This is a genomic window from Streptomyces sp. NPDC002403 (assembly GCF_053593015.1).
This window is the reverse complement of the sequence record NZ_JBSFBQ010000017.1, coordinates 115159-134072: the sequence shown is the minus strand read 5'-3', so window position 1 is coordinate 134072 and position 18914 is coordinate 115159. Positions and strand designations below refer to the sequence as shown.

Below are 18914 nucleotides of genomic sequence, written 5' to 3'. Positions count from 1 at the left end.
CCCTTTCTCTGTGTCTGGAAGAAGCCCAGCTTCTTCGGCGAGTACGACACCAGGAGGTTCTTCGTCTGCTGGTGGTACATCTTGCATGGCGCGGTGACCAGGGAAAACGGAGGCTGGATCTGCGACGGGCGGAGTTTTGGTCCGCGTATGGTCCGGGTCTTGGTACTGATGAGGCGGTGGGCGTGCCAGCCAGGAGGCAGGTCCCGCACAGGGGTCCCGGATGACCCGATTGTTTTGGCGGACCCGCTTCTGACGCCCCGGTACGGGGACTGGCAAAGAAGCACAGTCGAGGAGGCGGCGTCGGCGCACTACGGCTGTGAGTGCGCTTCCGCTGCTCTTCGCCATGCATCGGCAGAGCGCCGCCCGGCGTGACCGATGCTGTCTCTACGGCTAGGAGGCGGCCGATCATGCACCTCGTGGGGGCTGCCGGGGAGGCCGTGGTCAACTGTCTGGCAGCTGAGAGGGGCGTTCGCCCTGCTGAGCCGTCTCGTGGTTCTTGTCCTTGCCGTCGTACGTACCCGGCCATCCCTTGGCGCAGGGGCGAGACGTCGAGCCGTACGACCAGCAGCTGCTCGACGTCCGGTCCTCCCTCGGCGGAGGGTGGAACATCAGTTTCGCGATCGGTTTGCCCTGCTCCGGCGGTCATCCCCTGGCGCAGGGGTGGGACATGTCGAAACCGGCCTCGTGCGCCCGCTGGTGCCGGTCATCCTCTAGCGCAGGGAGAGGACATGCGCACGGCCACGCGGCAGATGCGGCGTCCGGTCATGCCCTGGCGCACGGGGACGAGACCGCGGACCAGGACACGTTCACCGGCAACCGGTCATGCCATGACGTGGCGGCTGGTGGGGCCGGGACGCTTGTGACGCCCCGACCCCACCGGGATCGGCAAGTGAGGAGGCGGGCAGTTCACCCCGGACCGTGCGGGCCGCGCTGACCAGGTTCTCCTGCGAGGCGCGGGTCTCGGGCCAGCCGCGGGTCTTCAGCTCGTCGACGAGCCGCTTCACCAGCGGATGCAGCCGGGCGAGTTGAGCCTCGGGCATGCCTCCGGCCAGGGACAGCACCGAGCCGAGCACCTCCACGGACGGGCGTGCCGACGCCGGATCGAGTTGTGCGAGCACATCGGTGCAACCCGCGTCGGCGGCCTCCGCGAGGACCTCCTCGGGTACGTCGGTGCCGAAGAGGGCCTCCAGCTCCTGCGCCCACTCCCGCGCGGTGGGGAAGGACGGGTCCTGACCGCCGCCTTGACCTGCTGCGTCGCCGTCCAGGTCCTGGGCGCCTTCGCCGCGCCCGCGGCCGTAGAGCTCGTCCAGGGCGTGGGCGTAGCGGCGCGCGTCGTCGCTGAGCCGATCCTTGTGCGGGATGCGCTGACGACCGGGCGGCGCGAGCCGATCCAGCGTGCCGACGACGATGCCGATCACGATCGCGCTGATGATGCCCGAGATTCCACCTCTGCCCCCGTCATCACCGGCGCCGACGGCGACGGCGACTTCGACACGGCCGGCCCGACAGATGCACCCGCACCCCGGCATGCCGCAGACCGTGGCGCTCGCCGTGGGGACTGCAACCAGAGGCGGGACCGGCCGCATCGGAGTGATCGGGGTGGTGGCCGAGGAGCGTCCTCGCATCGCGCCCCTCCCAGAGCCACGGCTGAGGGGGACTGCTGCAACCGCCGGGGCAGTGGAGCGGGCCGTGCCCCTGCTCGTCGCCTACGACCTCACGGGACTCCACGGTTCCGCAGCAAGACTGATGAGCTGAGACTCCGGGCGTGGTGTCGGCGTTCTCATCCCGGTGGCGTGCATGAACTTCCCGCCGGAACCGGTAGCGGCGCGCTTGTCGGGGTAGACCGCTACGCCTCGGGCGTCCCTCGCCGTTGGTCAGGTTGCATGGCCTGAACCGGCCCTTGTGCGCGGCCCCTTGAGTGGGATCCCCGATCGGACTGGGAGAATGATCAACTGTGCTTCGTCATGGCCGTGACGACGGATTTCACGGCCTGCCCGGAGGCCGTGGGAGAAGGGGAGGGCAGGGGATGAGAGACAGGTTGCGGACCCGGTTCCGGTATTGGTTCGACGGCACCATGGACCGGGGAACGCCGGCCCTGATCAGTTGGTTGGCGCTCTCCTCGGTCGCGCTCATCGCGCTGGCCTCGACCTTGGTCGTCCTGTTCACGGATACGGACGCGGAGGCCAACGGCGGCTGGCTGGGTGTCGCGTGGATGAGCCTCCTGCGGACCCTCGACGCCGGAACCATGGGCGGGGACACCGGCGGTCCGGTGTTTCTCGGCCTGATGCTGGCGGTGACGCTCGGCGGCATCTTCATCGTCAGCGCGCTCATCGGTGTCCTGACCACTGGTCTGAACCAGAAGCTCCAGGAGCTGCGCAAGGGCCAGTCGCAGCTCATAGAGCGCGGGCACACCATCGTTCTGGGCTGGTCGGACCAGGTCTTCACCGTGATCTCCGAGCTCGTCGAAGCGAATCAGAGCGAGCGCCGCTCGTGCGTGGTGATCCTCGCGGACCGGGACAAGGTTTCCATGGAGGACGCGATCCGGGCCCGCATCCCCGACACCGGCAGCACACGCGTCATCTGCCGCTCCGGAAACCCTCTCGTGCGGGCGGACCTGGAACTGGTCAGCCCGGACACGGCGAAGTCGATCATGGTGCTGCCACCTGTGGGCGATGACCGTGACGTCGACGTCATCAAGGCCCTCCTCCTGCTGCACAGCCGCCAGTGGGCCGGGAGCCGCCCACAAATCGTCGCCGCCGTCCACGACTCGGAGAACCTGGCGGCGGCCCGACTGGCCGCCGGCAGGAGCGCCCTGGTGATTGACGCCGAGGACATCGCGGTCCGCCTCATCGCGCAGGCGCACCGGCAGACGGGCCTTTCGACCGTCTTCAACGAACTGCTGAGTTTCGTCGGCAACGAGTTCTACTTCCACGAGGAGCCCGCCCTGGTGGGTTCGACGTACGGGCACGCCTTGAACGCCTTCGACCTCGGCGTCCCGGTCGGGCTGGGCGCCGACATGGGAGACGTACTGGTCAATCCGCCGATGGACACCGTCATCGGCCCCGGAGACCAGATACTCGTCGTAGCCGAAGACGATCTGCTCATCCGGCTGTGCGAGGCCCGCCCTGCGATCGTCGAGTCGGCCATCACATCGGCTCCGGCGCAATCACCGACGCTCGACCGGACCATCCTGATCGGCGAGAACTCCCGTACGGCGAAGCTGGTCAGGCTGCTGGACAGCTTCGTTCAACCCGGTTCGACGCTGGACATCGCCGCGCCACGACGGCCGGAGGCCGCCCTGAGCGACACGCTCGCCAATCTCACGGTGGGGTTCAAGGCCTGCGAGCCGACGCGGAGGTCCTCGCTGGAGGCCCTGGACTTGGGCGGCTACCAGCACATCGTCGTGCTCTCGGACGACACCATCGCCTCCGGCCCCGCAGACGACCGGACCCTGGTGACCCTGCTCCACCTGCGGGACATCGAGGAGTCGCTCGGTGACCCGTATTCGATCGTCACGGAGATGAACGACGACGGCAACCGTGAGGTCGCCCAGGTCACCAAGGCCGACGACTTCATCGTGAGCACCAAGGTGATCAGCCTGCTGCTCACCCAGCTCACCGAGAACCGCCACCTGCACGCCGTGTTCACCGATCTGTTCAACCCGGAAGGCTCGGAGATCTACATCAAGCCGGCATCCGACTATGTGGTCCCTGGTGCCGAGGCCAATTTCGCCACGGTGATCGAGGCCGCACGGCGACGGGGGGAGACCGCCATCGGCTATCGGCTCGCCAGGCGCGGTGAGGAGCCCCCCAACTACGGCATCTTCCTCAACCCGTCCAAATCGGCCCCGCTCGTGTTCGGCTCGAAGGACGCGGTCGTCGTCTTCGCCGAAGGGGAGGCTGCTCCCGTGGGCGACGACGGGCGCGGCCGGTAGTCGTGGTGGCCCAGTGGTGGTGGTTCCTCAGGGCGCCGCGGTGACAGCATTCTGTGCGTCACCGCGGGAGCGCGTCGACCTCCTCGGCCGGGTCACGGCCGAGGAGGTCCGAACCCCGCAGGGCGACCTAGCCATGCCGGTCGAGCGGGGTGTGCGTTTCGGCATGCGAAACCCCGAACCGCGACCACACCGCCTTCGCCGGTTCCCCGCACGTGGTCGAAGGACGCCACCCACCGCACACGTGCGGAGGACGGGACGGGAGGGGCGGTCGCTTCCCCTCCTCCGCCGCCGGCACAGGTCCGGTCCAGGTGCCTGCCTGCTCGTGCCCGGACCTGCCGCCGACCGCGATCTCGCGGGCACTGTGGTGCTCGGCGATCGGGATCAGCAGGTCAGGGCACCTCCGTGCCGCCGTGAGGTGACCGGACGACCGAACCGGGCCGGGGCAACCGTACGTGGCGTCAGCCCGCCATCGGCAGGGCCCTCCGCGATGGCACCGCGTGAAGTTCGTCCATGGCCACCGCCTCCCCGCTGTCCATGTCGACATAACTGACACGGACGATCGGGTCGTCACCGGTGTCCCGCCCGGCCGTGGCGTCGAGTGCGAACACCACGGCGACCGGGCGCGCGTTCTCCCGGTCCGCGTACACACCCGAGTACTGGAGAATGCGCCAGCCGTCCTCCTCCCAGTGGTCGAGCAAGGCGGACCGGACCACTGGTGCGGCGGCCTGCCAGGCGAGGGAGTTCTCCAGGAGTTCGACACTCGCCGCGACCGGCACCCGGTCCCTGCCGACGGTTCCCAGGAGCGGGTGGCCGAAGACACGCAGCCTCGTCCGGCGCAGCGGCAGCAGCCACCACCGGTCGAGGTCGGCCGAGAGGGCGACCAGAACCGCCGCCGCCCCGGCCAGGAAGACCAGGGCGCCGGCAGGCCGCTCGGAGATCGCCGACCACCAGGTGCCCTGTGTCACCGCCACCGTGACCCCGCCGATGACCACGACCGCCGCCCGTGCGAACGCCCGCCAGGTGATGGGGGTGTCGTCACTTGCCGAACAGCCGCAGGAGGACTCCGGCGCCATGGTCCGGCCATAGCCGAGGTAGGCGAGGAAGCCCGCCCCGAGGACCGCTGCGGCGGCCCCCGGCACCGGGTTCGCCGGCGTCATCAGCAGACCCGCGGCGATGAGGAGTTCACCCGCGCCGGTCGCGCGCAACACTGTCGTAGCCCGCTCGCTGCTGCGCAGAATGCGAGCCAGTGCCGTCTTCGGCGCCTGCTGTGCGGTGCCTCGGCTGAACATCTTGACCGCTCCGGTCCACCCGAGCAGGCCCGCGAGGACCAGCGGGGCCAGGCCCGTTGTCAGTGACAGCATCTCTTCCTCTCCCTGTGTCCTCGGGCCCGCATCAGTGCCCGACGGAGATGCGGACGACATCCACGGAGTTGTCGGACGGCCGCCAGGCGCCGAGCACTTGGGCGCTCTGTCCGATGCGCAGCCGGGACAGGTCGGACGTCAGTGCGCGGCCGGCGTAGGAGGCGCTGGCGTCCGGGGCGACGTGACCGACCAGTTCGTGCCGGCCGTGGGCGAGGTGCAGCCGGTTCTTCGCGATGCCGCGGATCTGCGTGTCCAGATTGACGATGTTCACCCACACCGCGTCGGCGGCCACGGTGCCGTCGGGCATCGTGACGCCGCGCGCGTAGAGCCCGTCGCCGACCTCGATCGCTTCGGCCGTGGTGGCGCGGACTTTCCACACGCTGGTGACGTTGGTCATCTGAACCCGGGAATGGCCGCCGTTGGACCCGGCCACCTCCAGAATGCTGCCGGTGATGCCCGTGATCCGGCCCTCCACGAAAGTGGACCTTGCTATCGCGGGGTCGAGCGAGGGTTCCGCGGCGAAGGCGGCCTCGGCGTCAAGTCCGCCGAGCGCGGTCGCGCCGATGATGGTCGCCCCACCCAGCGCGGCGTCGGTGAGGAAGCGCCGCCTGCGCATCCCGTCGGCCCGGTCGTGTCGTACGGTCATGTCGGCGCTCCTCACTCGTAGATGTAGACCGGCAGCTTGCCCGAACTCAGGTTGCCGATCGCCGAGAATGCTGCCGGGGTGAGGTCGAGGACACGGTTAGTGCGGCAGGTGCCGTTGCAGCAAGTCGCTTCGCCGCACCAGTCCTTGGTGCGCGGGCCGCAGTCGGTGATGGTGATGCACACCGTCGCGCCTGAGCACTGGTGCTTGACGTTCATGACCGCACCGCAGCCCCGTCTGGGTATGTTCTCGCCACAGAGGTCGGGCCGGGTGATGTTCCAACATGCCTGTGAGGCGTTGGGCCACGCGCCGTGGTACGCGCCGGACTGGCAGTTACCGCAGGCGCCGCCGCCGGCGCTGGAGCACGGGCCCCAGGCATTGCCGCAGCAGAACCAGCTGGTTTCACCGGCCCACAGGCTGGTTGATCCGCAAGCCATCGTGTTGCCTTTCTCTGATTTGACGAGCACATGACAATCTTTGGCTTGGTCGCCGCCACAACACGTCAAAGGGAGACGACCGCGTTCCGGCCGAGGATGGTTGTCCGAGCGAAGCAACTCAATGATGCGCGTAGACACGCAGGTTGTATAGACGGCCGCGTTCCGTATGAGTCGAGCGCCTGGCTCCGCGTCGATCGATGGCGCCAAGCCCTCCCGACGGCGCGCCGACGCTCAGCTCCCAGGGCTGATTCATAGTCCTGGCGGCTCCGAGAACCAGCAGGTCACAGGGATGTGACGAACCTTCGCCATGGCGGCGGCGCATGCAACGAAGCTCCGGTGATCAAGGGGCCTATCAAGTCACCCGACCACCGGAGCTCTGATGTGCCGCCAGTCTGCCACCGCCTGTTTGACCAGGTCGCCCTCGCGTCAGCAGCGTGAACTGTCGGCCACGGCGGCCCGGTTGAGTGCGATATCCGATCCGCGTCACCGGCGCGGCCGGCGGCACCCCCTGGTCTCGGTCCTGCTGACCGCCGCCCGTTCTTACCTGGCCATCGGGCAATGGGCCCGCAACGCACCCCAGGACACCCTCACCCGCCTGGGGTTTCCTGCACGCGGGCCGCTCGGCGTGCGCCGGCCGGCCTCGCCCTCCACGCTGCGCCGGGTGCTGGTCCAGGTCTGCCCCGGCGGGCTCGCCGACGCTCGGCCACGACCCGGTCGGCACGCAGGCGGTCGTGGTGGACGGCAAGAGCGCCCGCGGCTCGCGCACCGATACCGCGCCCGCCGCCCACCTGCTGTCCGCCGTCACGACTGCCGGCCGCGTCGTCAGCCAGCTGCGGGTGCCGGACAAAACCAACGAAATCTCAGCGCTCACCGCCCTGCTGGCCCCGTTCGACCTGGCCAACACCGTGGTGACCGCCGACGCCCTACACACCCAGCGCGAGCACGCGAAGTGGCTGGTGGAGGCCCATCTGGCCACCGTGGGTGGCACCTACGTCAGTGAGGCCGCAGAGGCCGCCCTCAAACGGGAACCCCCAAGGCGCTCGCCGCGTTCGGGCAAGCCGACCAGTATGGCATGCGGCTCCAGGACGAACGGGTCCTCGCCGCGCGGCTGGCAACCGAAGGGGGACCCGAACTCAAGGCAGCCGCCACCATCGCGCTGGCCGGCCCCGCCGAGCTCATCCACGAGTTCGTCACGGTCGGCCGGTACATGGCCCAGCGCAAGGACGACCTCGCCACCACCCATCAGCGACACCTCCAAGGTCTCCTGGCCGAAGGGTCGATGATCGCCGCCAAGGCGTACGAGGACGCCTGGCGCGCAGCCGAGGCCGCCGCCAAGGCCATAATCACCACGAAGGAGGCGGCAGAAGCTTCCGATCAAGCAGATGAATCGGCCCGGCAGGCCGAAGGGCACGCGGGCGACGCCGATGCTTCCGCCGACGGCGCCGAAAGTAGCGCCGCCGCCGCTTCCGCCGCACGGGCCGCCGCCAACCGGGCCGACGCGGACGCCGAAGCTGCCGAAGACTCCGCAGCCAACGCTGCCTTCTCCGCCGCATACGCCCGCGAATCAGCGAAGAAGGCGGACAAAGCACCACAACGGCCCCACCTCAGTGACGAGTTCCGCGATCACGGCGGCCGACAAGCCCGTGATCCTCCGGTCGCTGATGATCGCTGTGCGCGTCACGTTCCCCACCACACATCCATGATCAACGATCCAGAGCTCGACGTCCCACCGCTAACCGTGCACGAGCTCGTAAGGGGTGTCCCGTAAAGATCTTGGAATCGCCTAGGGCATAGCGGGCCACCATGCTACCTGCGACCTATCCCGCGACGGCGAGGTTGTGCATGCGGGCAATGCCGAGCATGGCGTGGTGGACGCCTTCACCTCTGAGGCGGCAGTCGCGGAGGATCTTCCAGGTCTTCATGCGTGCGAAGACGTGCTCGACACGGGCTCGGACCTGCTTGTGGGACTTGTTGTGGTCTTCCTTCCAGTCCGGGAGGTCGCTCTGGCCGCGCTGTCGGCGGTGCAGGATGACAAGACCGGTGCCCGGGTAGCCGCCGTCGGCAATCGTGGTGGTCCTGCCGACGGCGGCCTTGGCACCGGATTCCTCCCATGCCTTGCAGTCGTTGCGGTTCCCGGCGAGCGGCCGGCCGACCACGACGACCAGGCGGGTGTCGGCATCGATTGCAACCTGGTGGTTGGTGGAGTACCGGTAGTTCTTCGAACGCTCGGCGATGGTGTGGTCTCGGGTGGGGACCAGGGTGCCGTCCACGATGAGCACGGTGTCCTTGGCGAACCGCTTGCGGGGCTGGAGCGCAAGAAGGGGGCCGAGGTTGTTGATGACTCGGTGAGCCGTGGACTTCGAGACGCCGAACAGCGGAGCGAGCTGCCGCAACGTCAGGTTGGTACGCCAATAGGCTGTGACCAGCAACACCCGGTCCTCCAACGGCAGACTCCACGGCCGGCCTCGGTGGACCACATCAGCTCCATCGCGCCGCAGCGTGGTCAGAAGTTTGCCGAAGCAGCGCGGGCTCAGCCCCGCGAACGGGGTTATCCAGGACGGCTCCGATGCCGTGATCACACTCGCCACATCATGATCATCACTCAGGCCGACCCTATGCCGAGCTACACCACGCGCTGAGCTGGTCGAACTGGCGCCGCCGACGCCAAGCCGTCGCCCGCCGCTGTCACTACCTGCGGCGTTGTCGCACGATCGAGGGGCGGTCGCCGTGAGACCGCCCCCGCACGACCGAAGTCCCGCTACACTCCCGCCACCCGGCCAAAGACCAGCTCAGACAGCGAAATCCTGCTGGAGTATTAAGAGATGCCGCGGGTAGGGGCGCCGTTGCGAGCGCCGCGATACCGCCGCCCGGTTTGTTACTCGCTACCACTGGGTTCTCTGGTAAGTCTGGTTGAAAAGGTCGAAATCAAACAAGGCGCACATGCCACACGCCTCCGAATTCTGGACCAAGACGTATTTGCGTTAGAGCGCACTCCAACTCCTAGGTTCGGAAGCATGCGATACATCAAACTCGGAACGACCGGACTGGAAGTCTCCGCCATCACCCTCGGCTGTATGAGCTTCGGAGAGCCGGACCGGGGCGGCGAGCCCTGGTCGCTGGGTGCGGACGCCAGCCGGGACATCATCAAGCAGGCCCTCGAGGGCGGCGTCAACTTCCTCGACACGGCCAATGGGTACAGCGCCGGAAGCAGCGAGGAGATTGTCGGCCAGGCGGTCAAGGACTTCACCCGGCGCGAGGAGGTTGTTCTCTCTACCAAGGTCTGGATGCGGATGCGCCCCGGCCCGAACGGCGCCGGGCTGTCCCGCAAGGCGATCTTCGCCGAGCTCGATGCCTCCCTGAAGCGACTGGGGACCGACTACATCGACCTGTACCAGATCCACCGCTGGGACTACGACACTCCGATCGAGGAAACCCTCGAAGCGCTGCACGACGCGGTCAAGTCCGGGAAGGTCCGCTACATCGGAGCCTCTTCCATGTACGCCTGGCAGTTCGCCAAGGCCCTGTACCTGGCTGACCTGAACGGCTGGACCCGGTTCGTGTCGATGCAGGACCACTACAACCTCATCCACCGGGAAGCAGAGCGGGAGATGATCCCGCTCTGCGCCGACCAGGGCATCGGCGTGATCCCGTGGAGCCCGCTGGCGCGGGGCAGGTTGACGCGGGCCCGGGACACCGCCACGGCGCGTGCCGAGACCGACCCGGGCGGCAAGATCCTCTACCGCGACGAGGACCAGTCGGTGGCCGAGCGTGTCCACGAGATCGCGGGCAAGCGGGGTCTGTCCCCGGCCCAGGTCGCCCTGGCCTGGGTCATGCGCAACCCGGCGGTGACCTCGCCCATCGTCGGGGTCACCAAGCCGGCCCAGCTGGCCGACGCGGTCGCCGCGGTGGACGTCGAACTCGACGAAGACGAGGCCGCCTACTTGGAGGAGCCCTACCAGCCGCACGAGGCCGCCTACCTGGAGGAGTCCTTCTACAAGCGGCAGCCTGTGGCGGGCTCCCGGTAGTCCGGGCTACCGCCGGGCCTTCGACGAGTCCGTGGCTCCGGCCTTCACCGCCCTGTGGTCAGCCCGGCAGTGCTTGCGGGCGGTCGCGCGCAACTGCGTGATCCGCGCGCTGCCCGCCAGTGCGGTAAGCAGGATGCTCCACCGCGGCCGGCAGCAGGGCCACGCGCAGCGGAGCGTGCCCGTGGGCATCGAAGTAGCTGACGTCCACCGATTGCTCCTGAGTTTGGCCAGTTGGTTAAACTTGATGGCCCTCCTGCCGTACCGATCCGTGTCGCGATCTGGCTGAAGCTGGGCATGCCGAGATCGATCACTTGGTGTTGACGGACCTGCTCTGCGTCAAGCTGGGTGATCTTCTCCTCTGCGCTGGCCAGGCTGACTTGCAGCCCCTCGATCTCACCGAGCCATCCCTCCTGTTCGGCTTCGCTGATTCGGGCAATCCTCCGGCACGCCGGGATCTCGTTCTGGCTCTACTCCGGAGTGGACCCGGCCGAATGTGCCCGCCGCGCCGGCCAGAGCATCGAGGATCTCTTTCGCCACTACGCCAAGTTCCTCGACGGCCTTCGAGAGCAGGCGAACCGCCTCATCGAGCAGTCCATGAACGAGTGGCAGCGCGTCAGCCAAGGTGACGCACCCGAGGGTTGAACCGGGGGTTTGGTCCGTGACTGGTCCGGAAGCACTGGTCGGGAGGGGTACAGCAGTGGGAGAAAATGGGGGTCAGCACGCAAGTAGGGCTCGTCGAGAGCGGGCTGAGTGAAAGGCGCCTGACGGGTGAAAGCGCAGGTCAGGCGCCTTTCCTCGTGCGCCTAGAAGAAGCCCAGCTTCTTCGGCGAGTACGACACCAGGAGGTTCTTCGTCTGCTGGTAGTGCTCCAGCATCATCTTGTGGTTCTCGCGGCCGATCCCGGACTGTTTGTACCCGCCGAAGGCCGCGTGTGCCGGGTACGCGTGGTAGCAGTTCGTCCAGACCCGGCCCGCCTGGATGGCGCGGCCGGCCCGGTAGGCGGTGTTGATGTCGCGCGTCCACACCCCGGCCCCGAGGCCGTACAGGGTGTCGTTGGCGGTCCTGATCGCGTCGTCGAAGTCGGAGAAGGACGTGACCGCCACGACCGGGCCGAAGATCTCCTCCTGGAAGACCCGCATCCGGTTGTCGCCCTCGAAGACGGTGGGCTGGACGTAGTAGCCGCCGGCCAGTTCTCCGTCGCACTCGATCCGCTGACCGCCCGTGAGAATCTTCGCGCCTTCCTGCTGGCCGATGTCCAGGTACGAGAGGATCTTCTGAAGCTGGTCGTTGGAGGCCTGTGCGCCGACCATCGTGTCCGTGTCCAGCGGGTGTCCGGGCACGATCAGTTCGGTGCGGGCGATGCCCGCTTCCAGGAACTCGCCGTACAGCCCGCGCTGGATCAGCGCGCGCGACGGGCAGGTGCAGACCTCGCCCTGGTTGAGGGCGAACATGGTGAAACCTTCGAGCGCCTTGTCGCGGAAGTCGTCGTCCGCGTTCCACACGTCGTCGAAGAAGATGTTGGGCGACTTGCCGCCGAGTTCCAGCGTCACCGGCTTGATGTTCTCGGATGCGTACTGCATGATCAGCCGCCCCGTCGTCGTCTCGCCGGTGAAGGCGATCTTCGCGACGCGCGGACTGGAGGCGAGAGGCTTGCCGGCCTCCGCTCCGAATCCGTTCACGATGTTGACGACGCCCGGCGGCAGCAGGTCGGCCACCAGTTTCAGCCATACATGGATGGAGGCCGGGGTCTGCTCGGCCGGCTTGAGGACCACCGCGTTGCCGGCCGCGAGCGCCGGGGCCAGCTTCCACGTCGCCATCAGGATCGGGAAGTTCCACGGGATGATCTGCGCGACGACGCCGAGCGGCTCATGGAAGTGGTACGCGACCGTGTCGTCGTCGATCTCGCTGAGCGAGCCCTCCTGGGCGCGCAACGCACCGGCGAAGTAACGGAAATGGTCGATGGCCAGCGGAATATCAGCAGCCAGGGTCTCCCGCACCGGCTTGCCGTTGTCCCAGCTCTCGGCGACCGCGAGCTCCTCCAGATGGGCCTCCATCCGGTCGGCGATCCTGTTGAGGAGACCCGCACGGTCACCTGCCGACGTGGCTCCCCAGCCGGGCGCCGCGGCATGCGCCGCGTCCAGGGCGAGTTCGACGTCCTCGGACGTACCGCGGGCGATCTCGGTGAAGGGGCGGCCATTGACGGGGCTGGGGTTCTCGAAGTACTGACCACGGACGGGTGGCACGTACGCGCCGCCGATCCAGTGGTCGTAACGGGACTCGTACGAAACGATGGCGCCCTCGGCACCCGGCGCGGCGTAACGGGTCATCTCTGTGGCCTCCCGGATCCGGTGCCGCCCGCCGTTGGACGGCCCTCGGCGCGAGTGTAGGCAGCGATACGTTGCAACCCCGTTGCAAGGAAAAGAGGGGCTATCCCTGCTCGGCGTCGAGGGCCCGGGCCCTGGCGAGGAGGGCCGGGCGCTGCCCGGCGGGAACGGCCGCGGCGAGTGCCCGCCAGACCCGGAGGTCTTCCTCGCCCCAGGGGCTGTACGCCCAGTCGGCCAGCAGCCCCGGGTCACCGCGCGCGATGAGTGCCGCGCGCAACTGCTCCTCCAGCCGGCGCCGCAGACGGATGACGGACGGCGCCTGCGAGGCCGGCAGCAGCGGCCCCGAGTAGGCCCCCAGTGCTGCTGCGACGGCGCCCGACGCCAGTCTGCGCGCCACCGTGTCGAAGTCCGCGTCGACCGGGGCGGCGAGGCGGTAGGGGCGGGAGAGCAGGAGCTCCGGGCCGAGCAGCCGCCGCAGCCTGGAGAGTTCCGCCCGCAGGGTCACCGGGGTCACCGACTCGTCCTCGTACAGTTCGACGAGGAGTTCCTCGCCGCCGAGTCCCTCGGGATGGCGGGCCAGCGTCGCCAGGATCTCGCTGTGCCGCCTGCTGAGCCGGATCCTGCGGTCCCTTGCCACCAGCAGCGCCTCGTCCCGGCCGAGCGCGCTGAGCCGTACGGTCCCGACGGCCGGCGCGGGGGCGAGCAGCGCGAGCTGCGTCTCGGCGGCGCGGGCCACCGCCTGCACGAACGCCAGGCTGTGAGGGTGCGCGAGCCTGTCCCCACCGGTGATGTCCACGGCGCCCAGAACCCGTCCCGTGTGCGGGTCGTGCAGCGGCGCGGCCGCGCAGGTCCACTGCTGGACCGGCCGCAGGAAGTGCTCGGCCGCGAAGACCTGCACGGGGCGGTCCACGGCGATGGCCGTCCCCGGCGCGTTCGTCCCGGCCGCCGACTCGGCCCAGCGGGCGCCCTCCACGAAGTTCATCCGGCCGGCGGCCCGCAGCGTCACCGCGGGGCCCTCGACCCACAGCAGTCTGCCGTGCGCGTCGCACACCGCGAGCAGATGCTCCCCGTCCGTCGCGTAGGCGCCCATCAGCTCACGGATCACCGGCATGGCGGGGGCCAGGGGGTGCCCCTCCCGGTACGGTCCGAGATCGTCAGGGCCCAGCTCGACCAGAGCCGCACCGTCCGGGCTGACCCTGGCCCGCGCCGAGCGCCGCCACGACTCGCCGACGACCGGCCGGACCGGCCGCTCCAGCCGTCCCGCCGTGGTGAACACCTCGTGTGCGTGACGCAGTTGGCCGATCCGCTCACCGGGGTCCGTATCGGCTGCCAGCGCCACCCAGGGGTCCTTCAACTCACCCTCCCGTCCAGGGGTGTCGTGAACACCCCATGGTCGTCGCAGCCGGCCGCTGCGACAACCGCGGCGCACAGGGCAGATCGCCCCGGGGCGGCGAAGGCGTGTCAGGCCGCCGAGTACAGATTGACGAGGCGGATGTATCGCACCCAGTCCCACTGCGGGCCGGGATCGGTGTGGTCGGTCCCGGGCACCTGGGCATGGGCCAGGATGTGCGAGCGGTCCTTCGGGATGTTGTAGCGGTCGCAGACCGAAGCGGTCAGCAGCGCCGACTTCTCGTACATGGCATTGGTGAAGTACGAGGGCTGGTCCACCCACCCCTCGTGCTCGATGCCGATGCTGCGCGTGTTGTAGTCCCAGTTGCCCGCGTGCCAGGCGATGTTCTGCTCCCGGACGCACTGGGCGACATAGCCGTCCGCCGAGCGCACCACATAGTGCGCCGAGACCTGCTTCGCCGGATTCTGGAAGATCCCGATCGTGTTCGGATACGTCTCCTGGGTGACATGGATGATCACGTACTGGACCGGATAGGCCGAAGGGCGGCTCGAAGCCGTGTAGTTGGAGGTGGAGGCGGGCGTCCAGTGGGCGAGCGGATAGTCCGTGTCGCCCGCGGTCGTGGCGGCCACGGCACGGGCGGAGGCCGGGATCAGTGCGGCGGCCGCCGTCGCGGCGGCACCCTGGAGAATCCTTCTGCGGTGCATGAACACTCCTGTGGGGGGAGAGGGGTTGAGGTCTGTACGGGTCAGGTGCTGGACAGCAGTGTGGCAGTCTCCCGCAGATGGCGGTGGAGCCCGCGATGGGGGTCGCCCGAGGGCAGCCACCCCTTGCGGATCTTCGCCACGCAGGTGTAGTTGGTGTCGCACACATTGGCCAGCGGAGCCTCACCGGCCTGGCTGACCAGCTGATAGGCGTCCAGTTCGGACAGGCCGTAGTCGCGCGCCAGCCACTGCACCAGGTCCAACTGGGAGATCCGGAAGGCGTCTTCGAGCGGACGTGCCGAGCCGGTCGACATCAGATGGGTGTCGGACTCGATGCGCGGCCACGGAGTGCGGACACCCTTCAGCAGCTCCACGAGCACCACCGTGTTCATCGCGCACTCCACGGCGACCCCGCAGGTCTCGCCCTCGCCCTGGCGGGCATGGCCGTCCCCCAGGCTCAGCAGCGCACCCTCGACATTGACGCCCAGGTAGCAGGTGACACCCACCCGCATCTCGGGCGTGTCCATGTTCCCGCCGTGCGCGTCGGGCACCAGCGCGGACCGTACCTCCAGATTCGCCGGCGCCACCCCGACCGTGCCGTGCATCGGATCCATCGGCAGCTCCACCTGGATGTCGCTGTCCCGGGCGCTGAACAGACAGGTGCGGCGGGCCCGGTCGAGCTGCCACATCCACACCACCTCGGGCAGCGGAGCCTGCAGCGATGCTGTGGCGTGGGTGGAGGTGAGCGCCCCGAAGAGCGGCACGGTCGTCGAGGCGGCCCAGTCCCTGGCCGGCTCGATGGACACGAAGTGCACCGCGACGGTGTCGCCGGGCTCCGCACCCACCACATGGAAGGGACCGGTCTGCGGGTTGAGAAAGGGGAACTCGCAGACCTCCGATACCAGGTCCTTCTCGGAGCGGACCCGCCCGGCGAAGCAGTCCTCCGTGTACACGTCGAGGAACGTCCCCGGCTCGATCCGGGCGATCGGGGCCGCCCCGCCGAAGGTCCAGGCGTACTCGCCCTCCTTGGGACGGACGGTCAGGATGCGGGGGTCGTTCATGGCTGCACTGCTCCTGTCTCTGTCTTCCCGGCCGGCGCCGGGCTGTCGTCAAGATGGATCCGTCCGGTCTGCGCCACCCGCTCCGGGTGTCTGCGCACCAGCATCACCAGCACAACGATCCCGATCAGCATCCAGACACCGACGACCGGACCGGCGTACGAGACGGGAGCACTGAGCTCGGAGACGAAGTCGAAGGCCGGGATTCCGGCGGCCGTCAGCAGCGCGGGGACGAACGCCACGATGCCCAGCACCGGGAACAGGAGATGGAGCACGGGGTTGAAGGCGTCGCGGCGCCTGCGCAGGAAGTAGCCGGCGCAGGACAGGTTCACGATGATGTACACACCGATGATCACCGTGACGATCACGGTGGCCAGCAGCACGAACGCGGTCACCGGGTCATAGGCGAACCCCAGCCCGAGCGACGCGCCGACCGCGATCACGAACTGCGCGGCGACACCCGTGACGGGGGAGCGGCGCCTCGGGTGCAGCCTCGCGAACGCCCGGGGGAAGACCCCGATGCGGCCGAGGGCGAACGCCGTACGGGTCGACACATTGGCACACGCGTTGGCGTTGGCCACGGCCGAGTTGACCACGGCGAGGAAGAGCAGCACCCAGAACAGTCCGAACGAGGCGCGGGCCACGCCCTCCCACGAAGCGGCCCCCGAGCCGCCGAATCCGGCGAACCTGTCGGGCCCGAAGTACACCGACATCGCATAGGTGGTCAGGACGTACACCAGGCCGATGGAGAGCGCCGCGCCGAGCACCGCACGCCGCATGGTGCGCCGCGGGTTCTTCGTCTCCTCCGCGAGCGGTGCCGCGGCCTCGAAGCCCGCGAAGGCGAGCACGGTGTAGACCGAGCCGGCGAAGATCCCGCTGATGCCGTCGTATCCGTCGGCGGTGTGCGAAGTGGCGAACACCGAAAGGGTGTTGTCCCCGCCGGCCTGCCCGATGAGGAGCACGGCGAAGACGACGAAGACGAGGACCTCGAAGATGCCGAGCACGGTGCCGAACCGGGCGGAGGCCCGTACGCCGAAATACCCGGCGAGTGCGATGACCGCCGCACCCAGCAGCGACCACGGCCACCACAGGTCCGCCGGGTAGGACGACCACTCCTGGTGCAGTGTGCCCGCCGTCGTGAAACCGAGCTGGAGCAGCAGCAGCGCGGGTACCAGCGCTTCGACGAAGACATAGCCCCAGCCGACGAGGAACCCGATGGCCGGATGCAGCCCCTGTGCGGAGTAGGTGGCGACGGAACCGGCGGCCGGCAGCCGGCGGGCCAGCTCGGCGACGCACGACGCGGTGAACAGACAGGCGACCAGGGCCACCACCACGGACAGCGGCAGACTGCCGCCTGCGAACGCCGCTCCGGCCGGAATCGAGGCGGCGATGGCCGCGGCGGGAGCCATCGCAGTGATGCTCTGGAAGAGGACCTCGCGCAGCCCGATGGCATCGCGTAACAGTCCGCTGCTGGAATCCCCCGACATCCCGCGGCTCCCTGTGTGTCCGATGACCGGAAGGTGTTGTCCGGTGTGCGGCCGAGCGTCTCGCGCGCCCTACCGTACGGGCGCCGCGCGGGTGGCGGAAGACGGCGGGGACCGAATTCGACCGCATGGAGACGGGAGTACGCCGGTACGTACGGCCGGGCCCGGTCCTCGGCGGATACTCGCCGCCGAGGACCGGGCCGCGGGACGGCGCCCGTGGATCAGCCGCGCAGCGGGCGCGGCAGCTTCAGCTGGGTCACCGAGGTCTCGATGCCGCTGTCGACCAGGCGGCCGTCCGCGTCGAACGCCTCGGCACCGTCGGTCATCCCGAAGTCGTTGTCGTTGATCAGCGCAAGCGTGTCCCGGCCCGTCACCGCCACTCCTTCGATCTTCCCTGGCACTCCCGCGACCTTGCCCAGGTCGACGACCAGACTCTTGCGGAGCACCGGCACGCCCGAGGCCGAGGGATCGGTGAGTTCCTCGTACGAGGGAGACGTCGCCGGGCTGTCCCAGGCGGAGCCCAGGATGCCGGAGCCGTGCGGGAGCGTCACCCGGTGCAGCCTGGCCGCCCGGTCGGTGCGCTCCTCGACCAGCAGATCGTTCCGGCCGATCGCGACGACCGAGGAGATCTTCAGTTCGGAGGTGTCGTCCTCGCCCGGGTCCACGACGTCCACCGAGTCGAACCGGTAGGCGTACTCCGCGGTCACCGCGCGCTTGTTCGTCGAGAAGCGCAGCAGCCGCACATTGCGCGAGGACTCTCCCGCGTCCTGGTCGGGCAGCGAGAGCGGGCTCTGCACGGCAAGCACCAGATCGCCGCCCGGAAGCAGGGCCAGGCCCTCGAAGCCGCGGTTGATCTTGCGGTGCAGCAGCACTCCGGGCAGCGCCTCCACCACCGGATAGTCGGCGCCCGTCAGCCCGAGGCCCTGCGGCACGTACCGGGTCAGCACCCGGCCGCGGGCGGAGACATGCACCAGGGAGGGGCCGTACTCGTCGACCAGCCAGAAGCTGCCGTCGGCGGCGCGGACGATGCCCTCGGTGTCCAGACCGTTCGGGTCGTACCCCAGCGGTGTCCTCGCGTCATAGGTGTACGGGGCCTCGTCGCGGTCCCGCTGGTTCGGCAGACCGGTGACCGCGGCGCCGGACCGGGTGGTGATCGCAATGGCCTTCAGCACCCGGATGTGTTTCCCGCTGACCCGCACCTTGACGATCGCCGGGTCGAAGCCGGGGACGGGGAAGGTGCGCCGCTTCTTCCCGTCGATCTTGATCTGTCCGTTGGGGCCGCGGTCGGTGACGGTCCAGAACTCGCCTCGGCGGCCCGCGGGGTAGATGTCGCTGCCGATGCCGCCGAGCCGCACCCCGCGGTCGTCCGCGACCGAACCCGGCAGCAGCCCGTTGCTGAAGCCCGCCAGCGGGATGTCACCCAGCACGGCCGTCCCGGTGACCCGGGCCGTGCGCTCGTGCCGGTCCGGTGCGCCGGTCGCCGTACCGGCCACACACACCGTGCCGAGCAGGGCGAGCGGCAGCCCGACGGCAAGGGAACGACGGACGACACGCGCGGACATGGGACCTCCTGGGGCACGAACACTTCGGACGGCC

The 18914-nt window shown here is 69.0% G+C and carries 16 protein-coding genes; 4 read left to right on the top strand and 12 right to left on the bottom strand.

The features are described 5' to 3' along the window. Window positions 1-806: 806 nt before the first annotated feature. On the bottom strand, window positions 807-1418 hold the full coding sequence (locus tag ACWCPY_RS20625; protein ID WP_451266979.1) for a hypothetical protein: 612 nt from the start codon (window positions 1416-1418) through the stop codon (window positions 807-809). A 608-nt stretch (window positions 1419-2026) separates the two neighbouring features. Here ACWCPY_RS20625 and ACWCPY_RS20620 point away from each other — a divergent pair. Next, complete coding sequence (locus ACWCPY_RS20620; protein ID WP_451266916.1) at window positions 2027-3934, top strand: CASTOR/POLLUX-related putative ion channel; 1908 nt, start codon at window positions 2027-2029, stop codon at window positions 3932-3934. Window positions 3935-4392: 458 nt separating this feature from the next. Here ACWCPY_RS20620 and ACWCPY_RS20615 read toward each other — a convergent pair whose 3' ends face one another. From ACWCPY_RS20615 to ACWCPY_RS20605, 3 genes are read right to left on the bottom strand one after another with little or no spacing between them, the layout of a single operon-like run. Further along, the gene (locus ACWCPY_RS20615; protein WP_451266914.1) at window positions 4393-5295 is read right to left on the bottom strand and encodes a MauE/DoxX family redox-associated membrane protein; all 903 of its coding nucleotides are present in this window, start codon (window positions 5293-5295) and stop codon (window positions 4393-4395) included. A 31-nt stretch (window positions 5296-5326) separates the two neighbouring features. Beyond that, entirely contained in the window at window positions 5327-5941 is a 615-nt protein-coding gene (locus ACWCPY_RS20610) for a cell wall protein (RefSeq protein ID WP_451266912.1), read from the bottom strand. 11 nt (window positions 5942-5952) lie between these two features. Further along, window positions 5953-6513, bottom strand: a complete 561-nt coding sequence (locus ACWCPY_RS20605) for a hypothetical protein (RefSeq protein WP_451266910.1) — start codon at window positions 6511-6513, stop codon at window positions 5953-5955. 934 nt (window positions 6514-7447) lie between these two features. Between ACWCPY_RS20605 and ACWCPY_RS20600 the strand changes: the two genes are divergently transcribed. Beyond that, on the top strand, window positions 7448-8143 hold the full coding sequence (locus ACWCPY_RS20600; RefSeq protein ID WP_451266908.1) for an ALF repeat-containing protein: 696 nt from the start codon (window positions 7448-7450) through the stop codon (window positions 8141-8143). Between the two features lie 49 nt (window positions 8144-8192). Here ACWCPY_RS20600 and ACWCPY_RS20595 read toward each other — a convergent pair whose 3' ends face one another. Then, the gene (locus tag ACWCPY_RS20595) at window positions 8193-8963 is read right to left on the bottom strand and encodes a transposase (RefSeq protein ID WP_451266906.1); all 771 of its coding nucleotides are present in this window, start codon (window positions 8961-8963) and stop codon (window positions 8193-8195) included. A 426-nt stretch (window positions 8964-9389) separates the two neighbouring features. On the opposite strand from ACWCPY_RS20595, the gene ACWCPY_RS20590 reads away from it, so the two are divergent. Beyond that, on the top strand, window positions 9390-10400 hold the full coding sequence (locus ACWCPY_RS20590; RefSeq protein ID WP_384594475.1) for an aldo/keto reductase: 1011 nt from the start codon (window positions 9390-9392) through the stop codon (window positions 10398-10400). Window positions 10401-10458: 58 nt separating this feature from the next. Here ACWCPY_RS20590 and ACWCPY_RS20585 read toward each other — a convergent pair whose 3' ends face one another. Further along, window positions 10459-10608, bottom strand: coding sequence for a hypothetical protein (locus ACWCPY_RS20585; RefSeq protein ID WP_451266904.1), 150 nt, complete (start codon window positions 10606-10608; stop codon window positions 10459-10461). Between the two features lie 137 nt (window positions 10609-10745). On the opposite strand from ACWCPY_RS20585, the gene ACWCPY_RS20580 reads away from it, so the two are divergent. Continuing rightward, window positions 10746-11042, top strand: coding sequence for a hypothetical protein (locus ACWCPY_RS20580; protein ID WP_451266902.1), 297 nt, complete (start codon window positions 10746-10748; stop codon window positions 11040-11042). 161 nt (window positions 11043-11203) lie between these two features. On the opposite strand, the gene exaC is transcribed toward ACWCPY_RS20580, so the two are convergent. The 6 genes from exaC to ACWCPY_RS20550 form a co-directional block, all read right to left on the bottom strand. Then, entirely contained in the window at window positions 11204-12727 is a 1524-nt protein-coding gene (gene exaC, locus ACWCPY_RS20575) for an acetaldehyde dehydrogenase ExaC (RefSeq protein ID WP_451266900.1), read from the bottom strand. A 100-nt stretch (window positions 12728-12827) separates the two neighbouring features. After that, on the bottom strand, window positions 12828-14078 hold the full coding sequence (locus ACWCPY_RS20570) for a GAF domain-containing protein (protein WP_451266898.1): 1251 nt from the start codon (window positions 14076-14078) through the stop codon (window positions 12828-12830). A gap of 107 nt (window positions 14079-14185) precedes the next feature. Next, entirely contained in the window at window positions 14186-14779 is a 594-nt protein-coding gene (locus tag ACWCPY_RS20565) for an N-acetylmuramoyl-L-alanine amidase (RefSeq protein ID WP_451266896.1), read from the bottom strand. A gap of 41 nt (window positions 14780-14820) precedes the next feature. Further along, on the bottom strand, window positions 14821-15837 hold the full coding sequence (locus ACWCPY_RS20560) for an acetamidase/formamidase family protein (protein WP_451266894.1): 1017 nt from the start codon (window positions 15835-15837) through the stop codon (window positions 14821-14823). Next, window positions 15834-17321: an APC family permease gene (locus ACWCPY_RS20555; protein WP_451266892.1), complete on the bottom strand. Its 1488-nt coding sequence runs from the start codon at window positions 17319-17321 to the stop codon at window positions 15834-15836. The genes ACWCPY_RS20560 and ACWCPY_RS20555 overlap by 4 nt, the downstream gene beginning before the upstream one ends. 218 nt (window positions 17322-17539) lie before the next feature. Further along, window positions 17540-18880 carry an esterase-like activity of phytase family protein gene (locus ACWCPY_RS20550; protein WP_451266890.1) on the bottom strand — a complete coding sequence of 447 codons (1341 nt, stop codon included), beginning with the start codon at window positions 18878-18880 and terminating at the stop codon, window positions 17540-17542. Between the last annotated feature and the right edge of the window lie 34 nt (window positions 18881-18914).

Coding starts and splice junctions, on each gene's coding strand:
- ACWCPY_RS20550 (WP_451266890.1), bottom strand. CDS start 18,880: ATGTCCGCGCGTGTCGTCCGTCGTTCCCTTGCCGTCGGGCTGCCGCTC.
- ACWCPY_RS20555 (WP_451266892.1), bottom strand. CDS start 17,321: ATGTCGGGGGATTCCAGCAGCGGACTGTTACGCGATGCCATCGGGCTG.
- ACWCPY_RS20620 (WP_451266916.1), top strand. CDS start 2,027: ATGAGAGACAGGTTGCGGACCCGGTTCCGGTATTGGTTCGACGGCACC.
- ACWCPY_RS20565 (WP_451266896.1), bottom strand. CDS start 14,779: ATGCACCGCAGAAGGATTCTCCAGGGTGCCGCCGCGACGGCGGCCGCC.
- ACWCPY_RS20615 (WP_451266914.1), bottom strand. CDS start 5,295: ATGCTGTCACTGACAACGGGCCTGGCCCCGCTGGTCCTCGCGGGCCTG.
- ACWCPY_RS20590 (WP_384594475.1), top strand. CDS start 9,390: ATGCGATACATCAAACTCGGAACGACCGGACTGGAAGTCTCCGCCATC.
- ACWCPY_RS20560 (WP_451266894.1), bottom strand. CDS start 15,837: ATGAACGACCCCCGCATCCTGACCGTCCGTCCCAAGGAGGGCGAGTAC.
- ACWCPY_RS20610 (WP_451266912.1), bottom strand. CDS start 5,941: ATGACCGTACGACACGACCGGGCCGACGGGATGCGCAGGCGGCGCTTC.
- exaC (WP_451266900.1), bottom strand. CDS start 12,727: ATGACCCGTTACGCCGCGCCGGGTGCCGAGGGCGCCATCGTTTCGTAC.
- ACWCPY_RS20600 (WP_451266908.1), top strand. CDS start 7,448: ATGCGGCTCCAGGACGAACGGGTCCTCGCCGCGCGGCTGGCAACCGAA.